Here is a 12903-nt window from a genome sequence, read left to right on the forward strand (position 1 = left end):
TTAGAGAAGGTTCAACCAAATCTCAGGGAAATTCCCGGGGAATCTCAGGGAAACTCCCGATAAACGAGAGGACTCTTTTAGAAGTAGACTTACGGTAGAGAAACAACCAAACAACCAGTGATCAGCAAATCGTGAATCACTGAATGTTACTGTGAAAGGAGATACACCATGAAGAACATTCTTTCACCCTATCTGAAGAAGCTGCGTTTCTTCCAACCGAGTGAACGTTATTCCAATGGATGGAGCGAACTAGCACCACAAGATCGCGAGTGGGAAAAAGTTTATCGCAGACGGTGGCAGCATGACAAAGTAGTTCGTACAACTCACGGTGTGAACTGTACGGGTTCTTGCAGTTGGAAAGTATTTGTAAAAGATGGAATTATCACCTGGGAAAACCAACAAACGGATTATCCAAGCTGCGGGCCTGATATGCCTGAGTTCGAACCGCGTGGTTGCCCGCGTGGCGCCAGCTTTTCGTGGTACGTGTACAGTCCACTTCGTGTGAAGTATCCATACGCCCGAGGTGCGTTACTGAAGTTGTGGAGAGAGCAGCTCGCCAAAATGAAAGATCCGGTAGAGGCTTGGAAAAGTATCGTCGAAAACAAGGAATTAGCCCGAAAATACAAACAAGCTCGCGGTAAAGGCGGCTTTGTCCGTGTGAACTGGCAGGAAATTTCTGAACTGATCTCCGCTTCCATGATTTATAACATCAAGACGTATGGGCCAGACCGTATTGCAGGTTTCACACCGATTCCGGCAATGTCCATGGTCAGCTACGCGTCTGGGGCGCGATTCCTCTCTATGGTTGGCGCACCGATGCTCAGCTTCTATGACTGGTATGCGGACTTGCCGCCAGCTTCCCCGCAAATCTGGGGTGAGCAAACGGACGTACCGGAGAGTAGTGACTGGTACAATTCCGGCTACATCATGATGTGGGGTTCCAACGTGCCGATGACGCGTACACCAGATGCGCACTTCATGACAGAGGTTCGTTACAAAGGAACCAAGGTTGTAGCTGTAAGCCCAGACTACGCGGAGAACGTGAAGTTTGCGGACAATTGGTTAGCTGTTAATCCGGGCACTGATGCCGCTCTGGCACAAGCGATGACGCATGTGATTCTCAAAGAATTTTATGTGAATAATCCAACGCCTTATTTCCTTCAATACGCAAAGCAATATACCGATCTGCCATTCCTGATTACCCTAAAGAAAAAAGGAAACCGCTTTATCTCAGACCGCTTCCTGGTATCCAGTGATCTGAAAAAAGAAGTGAATCACGCGGATTGGAAGCCAATAGTGATTGATGAGGAAACAAAAAGACTAGTTGTACCCAACGGTAGTATTGGCCACCGCTGGGGTGACAAAGGCAAATGGAATCTCAAAATGGAAGACGAGAATGGCAATCCGTTCAATCCAATGCTTACTTTGCTAGGCTCTCAGGATGAAGAAATTGAGGTTGATCTTCCGTACTTCGATGATTCCAAACGTGGTGTAGTCACACGCAGCATTCCTGTTCGGAAAATCGAACTAGACGGCGTTACACACTATGTGACGACAGTATACGACATGATGCTTGCTAACTATGGGGTAGGACGCCAAGGTTTAAATGGTTATCCAACCTGCTATGAGGATCTGGATTCTTATACACCTGCTTGGCAAGAGCAATATACCGGTGTCAAAGCGGAACTCGTGACGCAAATCGCTCGTGAATTCGCGCAAAACGCAGTAGATACCCAAGGTCGTTCCATGATCATCATGGGTGCAGGAATTAATCACTGGTTCAACGGTGATACCATCTATCGCGCCATTCTCAATCTGGTGCTGTTAACAGGCTGTCAAGGAGTGAACGGCGGTGGATGGGCGCACTACGTCGGACAGGAAAAATGTCGTCCGATTGAAGGGTGGGGCAGTATCGCCTTCGGTCGTGACTGGTCCATGCCGCCACGCCATCAGAACGCCACTTCCTATTACTATTTCGCTACAGACCAATGGAGATATGAAGAACTGCCATTAGGAGAATTGACGGCTGCAACCGTAGATAAACCACGCTATCAGCACTCCGCTGACTATAACGTACTGGCGGCGCGCCTTGGTTGGTTGCCATCTTATCCTCAGTTTGATAAGAACTCAATTGATCTCTATAAAGAAGCCACCCAATCTGGAGCCCAATCGAATGAAGAGGTCGTTCAATACACGGTCGATCAATTGAAGAATGGCCAAATGAACTTTGCCATCGAGGATCCTGACAATCCGGTTAACTTCCCTCGTCAATTGTTTGTTTGGCGCTCCAACCTAATCTCCAGTTCGGGAAAAGGTCACGAGTATTTCCTGAAGCACTTGCTTGGCACTTCCAACGGTGTGCTCTCTGAAGACAATACCGAGATGAAGCCAACCGAGATGAAATGGCGCGAGGAAGCGGCAGAAGGTAAGCTCGACTTGCTGGTAAGCCTTGATTTCAGGATGGCTGGTAACGCACTGTACTCCGACATCGTTCTTCCAGCAGCTACCTGGTACGAGAAGCACGATTTGAGCAGTACGGACATGCATCCATTCGTGCATCCGTTTAACCCGGCGATCAATCCGCCTTGGGAAGCCAAATCCGACTGGGATATCTTTAAATCCTTGGCACAGAAATTCTCGGAAATGTCCAAAACCCATTTGCCAGAGCCGGTAAAAGATATTGTGGCTTCACCGCTTCTGCATGATTCTCCAGATGAGATTGCTCAACCATTTGGACGTGTGTTGGATTGGAAAAAAGGTGAAGTTGAGGCGATCCCGGGCAAGACCATGCCGAAGCTGACCATCGTTGAACGCGATTACACCAAAATTTACGATAAGTTCATTACGCTCGGTCCTTTGCTTGAGAAAAGTCCAATCGGGGCACATGGAATTTCCTTCTCGGTAGCAGAGGAATACGAGAAGTTGAAGAAGATCAACGGTCAAGTCCAATCAGAAGGATTTAATGAAGGAATGCCTTCCATTGAATCAGCTCGCCAGGCGGCGGAAGCGATTCTCACCTTATCCAGTGCGACGAATGGTCAAGTGGCATTGCGCGCCTGGGAAGCGGAGGAGAAGAAAACGGGTGTTGAGCTTAAGGATCTGGCGGAAGAAAGGGCAGCCGAAACCTTCACATTTGCCGATATCACCGCTCAACCGAAACAAGTGATACCTACCCCGGTATTTAGCGGGTCTAATAAAGGAGATCGACGTTACTCTCCATTTACTACAAGTATTGAGCGTCTTGTTCCTTTCCGTACATTAACGGGTCGTCAGCATTTCTATTTGGATCACGAGATCATGATGGAATATGGCGAGCAGATGCCGATCTATAAACCGACGTTGCCTAAATCCGTATTTGCCAACCGGGACAATCGTCCAAGCGCGGATACCAAAGAGATCACGCTTCGTTATCTCACGCCACATGGAAAATGGAACATTCACAGTACGTATCAAGATAACCTCTTGATGCTGACGCTTTTCCGTGGAGGACCGAACGTGTGGATGAACAACAAGGATGCGGAAGAAGCGGGTATCCAAGACAACGACTGGGTTGAAGTGTTTAATCGCAACGGTGTTGTTGTCGCAAGAGCAGTCGTGAGTCACCGGATGCCACGAGGCACGATGTATATGTATCACGCTCAGGATAAACACATCAACGTGCCGGGATCAACCATCACGCAAGATCGTGGCGGAACACACAATAGTCCAACCAAAATTCACGTCAAACCAACACAAGTAATTGGTGGATATGCTCAATTAAGCTACGGCTTTAACTACTATGGACCAATTGGTAACCAGCGTGACCTGTACGTAGCTGTTCGCAAGTTGAAGGAGGTGAACTGGCTTGAAAATTAAAGCACAAGTCGCCATGGTCATGAACCTTGATAAGTGTATCGGTTGTCACACGTGTTCCGTAACATGTAAAAATACTTGGACCAACCGCCCGGGTGCCGAATACATCTGGTTCAACAACGTCGAAACCAAGCCAGGTGTAGGGTATCCTGTGCAATGGGAAGATCAAACCAAGCACAAGGGCGGATGGGTAGTGAAGAACGGACAGCTGGAGCTTCGTTCTGGTACCAAATTCAACAAGCTGGCTACAGGAAAGATTTTTTACAACCCGGACCTGCCTACCATTGATGAATACTACGAGCCATGGACGTACGACTACGAAACCTTAACCAACAGCCCGCAGAAAAAGCATCAGCCGGTCGCTCGCCCCAAATCCAGATTGACCAATGAGTACATGGACCTTAAGTGGGGGCCAAACTGGGAAGATGACCTGGCTGGGGCTCACCAAACAGGCTATCAAGACCCGAACATCACCAGCTTGGAAGAGCAGATTCGAATGGAGTTTGAACAGGCGTTCATGATGTATCTGCCCAGGATTTGCGAACACTGCTTAAACCCTGGGTGTGTCGCCTCTTGTCCGTCAGGGGCAATGTATAAACGAGATGAAGATGGAATTGTCCTGGTTGACCAGGAAGCCTGTCGTGGATGGCGCTACTGCATGTCCGGTTGTCCGTACAAAAAGGTTTACTTCAACTGGCAGACGCAAAAAGCGGAGAAGTGCACCTTGTGCTTCCCACGAATTGAAGCAGGTCTTCCTACAGTATGCTCGGAGACTTGCACAGGACGCATCCGTTACATTGGAATCTTGTTGTATGATGCGGATCGCGTAGAAGAAGTCGCTTCCACTGCAAATGAGAAAGATCTTTACCAAGCTCAGCTCAGCTTATTCTTGGATCCAACAGATCCTGCAGTCATCGAACAAGCGCGTCGTGACGGTATCTCTGATGATTGGTTGGAGGCAGCCAAACGTTCACCGATCTACAAGTTGGCCATTCAATACGGAATTGCCCTACCATTGCATCCGGAGTACCGTACGCTTCCAATGGTTTGGTATGTACCGCCGCTTAGTCCGATCATGAACATTTTTGAAGGAAAAGGAACAGAGTTTGATGCCAACAACATCTTCCCAGCGATTAACGAAATGCGGATTCCGATTCAGTTTCTTGCCAACATCTTAACGGCTGGTGACACCAGTGTGATCACGACCGTATTAGGCCGTATGGCGGCGATGCGTCAGCACATGCGCTCACTTACTACCAACAAGACCCCTGATCTTCGCCTGCTGGAAAAACTCGGATTGAACGAGAAAATGGTGGAAGAGATGTATCGCTTGCTGGCGATTGCTAAATATGAAGATCGTTTCGTCATTCCGTCAGCACACAAAGAAGAGGTAATGAACCTGTACAGTGAACAAGGGTCAACGGGTTATGATTTTGACTGCAACTCTTGCGAAGTAGGAGGATACCATGGAGATAACATCAACTTCTACCCAACATCACGAAGATAGTCACTCACATGCCTTTCAGCTTCTTTCACTGCTCCTTCAATATCCTGAGGGACTTGAATTGGATGAAATAAGAGAAGTGACAAACCAGCTCGCTAACGTGCAAGTGAAACAACTGGTCAATCAGTTTGTGGATTACCTGACGAGCAATTCAGAAGACAATCTGACAAGCTATTACGTTAACACGTTTGACTTTAATTCGACGACCGCGCTTTACCTCACCTATTCCAATTTAGGTGAGGAGCGGGAACGTGGACAGATACTGGTTCAGCTCAAGGAATTGTACGACGCTGTGGGACTTCAGCTTGTTTCCGATGAACTGCCAGACTATCTTCCGCTCGTCTTGGAGTTTTATGCGGTGGCTCCACGGGAAGTCTCCCGACAATTAATAGAAGACTTCCGTCTGGTAATGGAAAAACTTCGTGAGGAACTATCCAAAATCGATAGTCCTTACGCCTGGTTGGTAGAAGCAGCACAAATTCAAATCAAACAATACATTCAGTAAAACGGGGGTGGCACCGTGAACTTTTGGAACCAGTTCCTCTGGATCATCTATCCGTATTTGATGTTAACGACATTCCTAGTCGTACACATTTATCGTTACAATACGGATCAGCTTGCCTGGACGGCCAAGTCGAGTGAGTTTTTGGAAAAGAAAAGCTTAAAATGGGGCAGCATGCTGTTCCACATCGGGATTGTTTTCGTATTCTTTGGCCATGTTGGAGGGTTATTGATCCCGAAGACAGTCATGGAGAGCCTTGGGGTTTCTGAACATCTCTATCATATGGGAGCCGTATATGGCGGTGGTCTCGCCGGAATCATGACACTTGCCGGAATCACGATTCTGTTCCTGAGAAGGTTGAACGTGAAGAGGGTCCGTGCGATCAGCTCGGCATCCGATATACTGGTAGCCGTACTCTTACTTGTGAATGTTGCCATGGGCGTATACAATACGTTGGGTTACAATCTATTCGTCGGAGGATTTGATTACCGTGAGACGATTGCACCTTGGCTGCGTGGCCTGATTACCTTCAGACCAGACGCTTCCTTAATGGCTGATGTACCGTTATTTTTCAAGCTTCATGTAATTTTGTCATTTGCCGTGTTCGGGATCTGGCCGTTCACTCGTCTAGTACACGTTTGGAGCGTACCGGTTGCTTACTTCAAGCGTAGCTACATCGTGTACCGTAGCCGCCAGAATCGGACAGCTTAACTAAAACCAATAGTCTATTGCCCACAGACGACCCTTAACCATTTCATTGGTTAAGGGTGTTTCATTTTGGAGAATGACTCGATTTGTGTCGAATGTGTGAAGTTAAAGGGTGTTTTCAACCAAGGATCAGGGAATTCCCTGATAACTGTAGAAGCGTGTATAGGGTAAACTGAGAATAAGAATTGAAACATGATTGCAGGAGATTTGGAGGCATGTCCTATGGGAAGTCCACAAGGTGATATTGAAGCTAGTCTAAGTGATCTTAGACGTTTGACAGCAGCTGACTTCGCCGCAATTGCCTGGCTAGATAATGACTTGATTCGCTGGAAATACGCTTCTGGCAATCGTAATGACCGATATAAACGAATTGTGCTACGCTTTGGCAAAGGGATTGCGGGCAAAGTGATGAGTTCCGGCAGACCTATGATTTTGGATTCCTTTATACCGAAAAGCGGAGATGACCCCAGAGAATATCCAATTTTACTTGCTGAAGGGTTAAAGAGCATTGTGGCCGTACCGATTACAACCAATGAGCGTGTAAAAGGGGTATTGCTCGTTGGGTGTCGAGAGGTTCGTCATTTTGATGAGGAAGTCGTAGAACTGGTGCTGAGTGTATCTGAGCAATTGGAGACGATGTTAAGGCCAACTACTTTAACTCCAACCGCTCCATCTACTTATCAGGTCTCTAACAACCTGGATAGTCTGAAGCGCACACAAACCTAGAGAACAATCTATGAAAAATAAATATTCAGCTACATTAAACAACGATATAATGTGACAAAGAGTGACCACTTACACTAAATAAAGGGGAAGTTACCATGGCCTGGTTGACCAACGTAAGAGCCGATGATACGTCCTCCATTTTACAATCCATATTTGAGAATGTGACCGATGCGATTCTGGTTGTAAGTAACGAGGGATATGTAATAGGAGCGAATCAAGCTGCTGAGAAGATGACTGGATATTCCGCTGACGAATTACTTGGCAAAGTTCCCTTTTGTAACATTTGTTGTGGGATGGCTACTGGTACGGAGGAGTTGACATGTAGTGATTGTTTCTCCACGTCAGGCTCGATGCCCTCGTTCGAGATGCACCTGAAGGCAAAAGACGGACGGAACATTACGATTGCTGCAAGCTCCTCCAAACTGCCAGAGGAAGCGGGTTCAGCGCTCGTTATTATATTGCGGGATATGTCGGAGCAACATCGGATGGAAAGAGAAAGACATCAAAGGCAAATTACGAATTATATTATTCAAGCCCAAGAGGAAGAGCGGAAGCGGATTTCCCGGGATTTACACGATGGAGTCGGGCAAGCCCTTTACAGTATAACGGTTGGCCTCAAAATGGTGAATCAAGCGAATGTTGACACCGATTTAAAAAATCTGTTTGTCGATATCCAGCAGATGACGGCGCGGGCATTGGACGAGGTCAAAAGCATGGCCGTAGAGCTTCGTCCCTCCGCTTTGGATGACTTGGGACTAATCCCAGCGATTCGTTCGTACGCTAAACGATTTGAAGATACATTTGGCATTGAGACGGAGTTTGATGTAGTCGGTTCCCGAAGAAGATTTCACTCATCCATTGAGACCGCACTCTACCGAATTAGCCAGGAAGCCATGATCAATGCGGCCAAGTATGCTGACACAGACAAGCTGTATGTACGTTTTAGAGAACTGGGCCAGATAATTGAGCTGTCTATTATGGATTTTGGCAAAGGGTTTGACATCAAAGAGACTCGTGTTCTAGGAACTGGACTTGGGCTGTTTGGCATGAAAGAACGCGCTCATCTGTTAGGTGGTCAGGTCGAGATTAATTCCACCCTTAACAAAGGAACAACGATTAGAGTAACCATACCTGTGAATGAGAAGGGAGAACCATTATATGTCGATACGGGTACTTATAGCAGATGACCATGCGATCGTAAGGTCTGGGCTCTCCATGCTTATCGGTGCCCAAGAAGACATGAATGTGGTCGGAACAGCGGCAGACGGAAAAGAAGCCTATCAGAAGGCACTGGAGTTGAAGCCAGACATTGTCCTGATGGATTTGAGTATGCCGCCGGGAGAGAATGGATTGTCGGCGACCACTCGTTTAAAAGCTGACGCTCCTGAGATTGATATTCTTGTTCTTACCATGCATGATGACGAGGAGTATCTGTTTCGTGTGCTGCAAGCGGGAGCATCCGGCTATATACTCAAAAGCGCGCCTGACCTTGATTTGATCTCAGCGATTCGCACGGTCTTTCAAGGTGCTGCCTATTTATATCCGTCTGCTACGAAGTCACTCATTCAAGAATTTTTGCAACGTGTGCAAAAAGGTGAAGATCAAGGCAAGTTCGACGTCTTGACTGACCGAGAAAGAGAAATCCTGGTGCTCATCGCCAAAGGCTATTCCAATAAAGAGATTGCCGAGCAATTGATTGTCTCAGTCAAAACAGTCGAGACACACAAGAGTAAAATCATGGAGAAGCTACATCTCAGAACTCGTCCTGATTTAGTTCGTTATGCGGTGAAAAAAGGCTTGCTAGATTTTGAATAAAGTAAAAGGTGCCCTTCCGGCAGATTGTTCTACTGGAAGGGCACCTTCTTTTCTTATTTATACTCCACTCGGAGTCGTAAGGCCGATCTCTTCATCAGTCAGGAAGCACTGTGGATCGGATTCCCAGAAGTCGCCATAGTATCCAAATGCGCGAGGACGGAAGTTTCCGTTACATACATTGAAGTACTGACAGCTAGCGCAACGGCCTTTGATCATCTCTTTGCGATTGCGTAGACCTACAAGGATTGGATGATCACTGTTCCAAATTTCTTGGAAGCTGTTTTCACGCAGGTTACCAAACGTAATTTGTTGACTGAATTGATCTGGATGGATGTTTCCGCGGTGGTCGATGTTGCAAATCGCGATACCGGAGCGGTTTCCACCGTTGCGGACCAATTTTTCATAGATGCGTTCCGCTAATTCAGGGTTTTCTTTTTTAGTTTTGAGATAGAGGTATACGCCGTCCGCATGGTTATCAACGGTCAGGATTTCGCGTGGGGTTCCATTATCTGCGAAACGTTGGATGGCTTCAAGAATGGTGTCTAGGGCTTCGCGAGATTGCTCATGCGTAATATCGTCTTCTACGGAACCGCGACCTGCATACACCAAATGGTAGAAACACGCGCGCGGAATATTTTCTTCTTCCATTAAATCTAGGATGGAACGCAGGGAATCGATATTGTGACGATTCATCGTGAAACGCAGACCCACTTTTTGACCGACTGCTAAGCAGTTACGAATCCCTTTCAAGGTCATTTCGAAAGCTCCCTCTTTACGACGGAACTTATCGTGAGTTTCACCGATTCCATCAAGGCTAATCCCAACGTAGCTTACGCCAAGATCTTTCAGCTTGGCCGCTTTCTCAGGAGTAATCAGTGTACCATTGGTCGAGAAAGTAATACGAATCCCTTTGGAAATCGCGTATTCTGCTAATTCGAGAATATCAGGACGAATGAGAGGCTCTCCACCGGAGAAGAGAATAACCGGGACATTCGCTTCCGAAAGTTGATCGATCACGTTTTTTGCCTCTTCTGTGGTAAGCTCTCCGTCGTATGCAACCGCTTCCGAACTAGAGTAACAATGTAAGCAATTCAGGTTGCAAGTACGCGTGATGTTCCAAACCACAACAGGTCCATGACCTTTATGTGTACCGCTGTGTTGTCCGCGTGCTTCCTCGGAATAACGCAGCTTGTCACCAAAAGTTTGAGTTGTTTCAAGCAGACTGGACAATCCAATCATTTACTAATTCCTCCCTTATGATTGCATAAACCCATTGTAACAACTGAAATGGACGTGAGATGTGATATTTTTCACAACTTTTCAGAACAATTTGCGTTACCATGTGTTTATAAGTAAGGGAGGGAATGGGAATGCCGCAATCTTTGAGGGGTTGTATAGCGAAATATTACCATCACAACCGTTCAGAGCTACTCGCTTTTTACTATAAAGATCATGAGATTGTAGAAGATCGCTTGGAAGAACTCAAGCTTGCCTTATCAATCAATGATCTATGGACAGAAGAAAATTGCGAAGTTTTAGATAAATTTAGCTCATTCATGCGGCATGAACTTGAACATCATCTATTGGAAGAAGAGCTGTTACTCTTTCCGTTGATCGCTAAAGTGTTAGGAGAAGCAAGCGGACCCGTCCGAGCCATGAATACCGAGCACAGTCAGTTACGGATGCTGCGAGCCGAATTGACAGCGGAGATAGAAGCCTGTCGCCGGAATAAAGTAAGAACCGAAAGATTTAACTGTCTATTCCAGCAGGTTGACGAATGTCTCGCCGAACACATTTATAAGGAAAATTACGTGCTGTTTCCAATGGCTGAACAAATTCTCTCCGAAGATCAAAAAGCAAATGCTCTTTGCGAATTATTAAATATGCGTCATCGAACCAATTAACTCACAAGTCACAAGGAGTGAATGTAGTGAAGTATAATGAGAATCCGTTTATTGCCATTTGGGAAGTGACTCGTGCATGTGCGTTGAAGTGCTTGCACTGTCGAGCTGAAGCTCAGCCGCTGCCTGACCCGCGCCAGCTTACACACGAGGAAGGCAAGGACTTAATTGATCAGATCGCACAGATGGGCAATCCGCTGCTCGTTTTTACAGGTGGGGACCCGCTGATGAGACCTGATTTATTCGAATTGACTCGTTACGCAATCTCCAAAGGGCTTCGGGTATCGATGACGCCAAGTGCGACTCCACGTGTAACGCTTGACGCGATGCGAGAGGCAAAAGATGCCGGTTTGGCGCGTTGGGCATTCAGTGTAGATGGTCCTAACGCTGAGGTTCATGATCAGTTCCGTGGAACAAAGGGTTCTTTTGACTTGACGGTGAAAGCGTTAGCAAATTTAAAGGAATTAGGTCTACCTATTCAAATTAACACGACTGTCTCACGTTACAACGCCCATCTGTTGGAAGAGATTGCTGCGTTGGTAGAGGACTGGGAAGCCGTTCTTTGGAGTGTGTTCTTCCTGGTGCCAACCGGACGTGGGCAAGTAGACGATATGGTGTCGCCCGAAGAACATGAGCGCATTTACGAATGGCTGTTGAAGAAAACCAAGGAAGTAAGCTATAGCATTAAAACGACGGCAGCACCTGCTTTTCGCCGTGTAGCGATTCAAAAGAAAGAAGTCATTATGGATTCTGGACGTGTCGTTCAGAAGGAGAAGCGCCCAGATTTTATCGGACGCGCCGTACACGGTATTACGGATGGTCGCGGTTTTGTCTTTATTTCTCATATTGGTGATGTTATGCCAAGCGGTTTCTTGCCAATTCCTACGGATAATGTGCGAAATACACCGTTGGCTGAAATTTATCGGAACAACCCGATCTTTAAAGATTTGCGTGACACAAGCAAATATAAAGGAAAGTGTGGCGCATGTGAATTTAACGAAATTTGCGGTGGTTCACGCGCAAGGGCATACGCCGTAACAGGTGATTATTTAGAAAGTGATCCGGGATGTGCTTACATTCCAAAAGGTTGGAATCATGAAGGAAGTGAGGTAGCTTGCAACCAGTAAGCAACCAAACGAAGCCAACTTGGATTTTTCCACGTGAACATGGGGCATGGGCGATGTTGATCATGCCCTTTTTATTAGGAATTGCGATTTCTGGGCATACACTCTATCACGCGTTTGCCGGTATTGGGTTCTTTATGGGCTATTTGGCCATGTATGCTTTTCTCGGGATCGTGAGGCAGCCAAGAAGAATGAGGGAATTGCTATTATGCTTCCTCGTATATTCACTTGGAGCAGTCTGTTTCTTGCTGATTCCTTTTCTTTACAAGCCTCAAGCGTTTCTCCCGGTTCTTGCGATGGTGCCATTATTGGGAATTTCCGTCATATTCATTGTGAAGAAGAAGGAACGTCACTTTGGCAATGATTTGGCGGGCATTACGGCATTAACGATGCTATTACCCATTGCAGCTAGCCTCGGACAACAGGTGCAAGTATCCACTGTTCTTCTTGCTATGGGACTTAATATCGTCTACTTCACAGGCAGTGTGTTTTATGTCAAATCGATGATTCGGGAGCGAACGAATCAGTCATTTCGTATGATTGGGATAGCCTACCATGTCTGTGTGTTGCTCACCGCTTTGCTTTTTCAGTCCACGACACTACTAGCTCTTTTATTTATTCCGAGTACGATCAAGATGCTCTCCGTGATACGAATCCAACAACTTAAACCGATAGCCGTCGGAATTACTGAGATCGTGAATGCCGTTTGGTTTGTCGTTGGAGCCTTTTGGATATTATAGGAGACTTATTTGACCATTGAAGCGTTTTTTG

Annotated in this window: 11 protein-coding genes; 10 read left to right on the top strand and 1 reads right to left on the bottom strand. The window is 46.6% G+C overall.

The annotated features are described in order from the left end of the window. Positions 1-192: 192 nt before the first annotated feature. The 7 genes from ACQCN2_RS13490 (at position 193) to ACQCN2_RS13520 (ending at position 9107) form a co-directional block, all read left to right on the top strand. Positions 193-3855: a nitrate reductase subunit alpha gene (locus tag ACQCN2_RS13490; RefSeq protein WP_426929697.1), complete on the top strand. Its 3663-nt coding sequence runs from the start codon at positions 193-195 to the stop codon at positions 3853-3855. After that, positions 3845-5359, top strand: coding sequence for a nitrate reductase subunit beta (gene narH, locus ACQCN2_RS13495; RefSeq protein WP_426929450.1), 1515 nt, complete (start codon positions 3845-3847; stop codon positions 5357-5359). The genes ACQCN2_RS13490 and narH overlap by 11 nt, the downstream gene beginning before the upstream one ends. Continuing rightward, positions 5319-5861 carry a nitrate reductase molybdenum cofactor assembly chaperone gene (narJ, locus tag ACQCN2_RS13500; protein ID WP_426929451.1) on the top strand — a complete coding sequence of 181 codons (543 nt, stop codon included), beginning with the start codon at positions 5319-5321 and terminating at the stop codon, positions 5859-5861. The genes narH and narJ overlap by 41 nt, the downstream gene beginning before the upstream one ends. A gap of 15 nt (positions 5862-5876) precedes the next feature. Beyond that, positions 5877-6569 carry a respiratory nitrate reductase subunit gamma gene (gene narI, locus ACQCN2_RS13505; RefSeq protein WP_426929452.1) on the top strand — a complete coding sequence of 231 codons (693 nt, stop codon included), beginning with the start codon at positions 5877-5879 and terminating at the stop codon, positions 6567-6569. 219 nt (positions 6570-6788) lie between these two features. Continuing rightward, positions 6789-7292: a GAF domain-containing protein gene (locus tag ACQCN2_RS13510; protein ID WP_426929453.1), complete on the top strand. Its 504-nt coding sequence runs from the start codon at positions 6789-6791 to the stop codon at positions 7290-7292. A 95-nt stretch (positions 7293-7387) separates the two neighbouring features. Beyond that, positions 7388-8479, top strand: a complete 1092-nt coding sequence (locus ACQCN2_RS13515) for a PAS domain-containing sensor histidine kinase (RefSeq protein ID WP_426929454.1) — start codon at positions 7388-7390, stop codon at positions 8477-8479. Further along, complete coding sequence (locus ACQCN2_RS13520; protein ID WP_426929455.1) at positions 8451-9107, top strand: response regulator; 657 nt, start codon at positions 8451-8453, stop codon at positions 9105-9107. The genes ACQCN2_RS13515 and ACQCN2_RS13520 overlap by 29 nt, the downstream gene beginning before the upstream one ends. Positions 9108-9164: 57 nt before the next feature. On the opposite strand, the gene ACQCN2_RS13525 is transcribed toward ACQCN2_RS13520, so the two are convergent. Then, positions 9165-10346 (bottom strand): radical SAM protein, encoded by a 1182-nt coding sequence (locus ACQCN2_RS13525; RefSeq protein ID WP_426929456.1) that lies wholly within the window; start codon positions 10344-10346, stop codon positions 9165-9167. Between the two features lie 131 nt (positions 10347-10477). On the opposite strand from ACQCN2_RS13525, the gene ACQCN2_RS13530 reads away from it, so the two are divergent. From ACQCN2_RS13530 to ACQCN2_RS13540, 3 genes are read left to right on the top strand one after another with little or no spacing between them, the layout of a single operon-like run. Continuing rightward, complete coding sequence (locus ACQCN2_RS13530; RefSeq protein ID WP_426929457.1) at positions 10478-11011, top strand: hemerythrin domain-containing protein; 534 nt, start codon at positions 10478-10480, stop codon at positions 11009-11011. A 26-nt stretch (positions 11012-11037) separates the two neighbouring features. Continuing rightward, on the top strand, positions 11038-12135 hold the full coding sequence (locus ACQCN2_RS13535; protein ID WP_426929458.1) for a TIGR04053 family radical SAM/SPASM domain-containing protein: 1098 nt from the start codon (positions 11038-11040) through the stop codon (positions 12133-12135). Beyond that, a complete protein-coding gene (locus ACQCN2_RS13540; protein WP_426929459.1) occupies positions 12123-12872 on the top strand; it encodes a YwiC-like family protein in 750 nt (249 codons plus the stop codon). Before ACQCN2_RS13535 ends, ACQCN2_RS13540 begins: the two co-directional genes overlap by 13 nt. Positions 12873-12903 lie beyond the last annotated feature (31 nt).

The organism is Brevibacillus ginsengisoli (assembly GCF_050113715.1).
GTDB classification, from domain to species: Bacteria; Bacillota; Bacilli; order Brevibacillales; family Brevibacillaceae; genus Brevibacillus_H; species Brevibacillus_H ginsengisoli.

Bases quoted from the DNA above. Each gene is read 5' to 3' on its own strand.
- narJ (WP_426929451.1), top strand. From the start codon at position 5,319: ATGGAGATAACATCAACTTCTACCCAACATCACGAAGATAGTCACTCA.
- ACQCN2_RS13530 (WP_426929457.1), top strand. From the start codon at position 10,478: ATGCCGCAATCTTTGAGGGGTTGTATAGCGAAATATTACCATCACAAC.
- ACQCN2_RS13520 (WP_426929455.1), top strand. From the start codon at position 8,451: ATGTCGATACGGGTACTTATAGCAGATGACCATGCGATCGTAAGGTCT.
- ACQCN2_RS13515 (WP_426929454.1), top strand. From the start codon at position 7,388: ATGGCCTGGTTGACCAACGTAAGAGCCGATGATACGTCCTCCATTTTA.
- ACQCN2_RS13510 (WP_426929453.1), top strand. From the start codon at position 6,789: ATGGGAAGTCCACAAGGTGATATTGAAGCTAGTCTAAGTGATCTTAGA.
- ACQCN2_RS13525 (WP_426929456.1), bottom strand. From the start codon at position 10,346: ATGATTGGATTGTCCAGTCTGCTTGAAACAACTCAAACTTTTGGTGAC.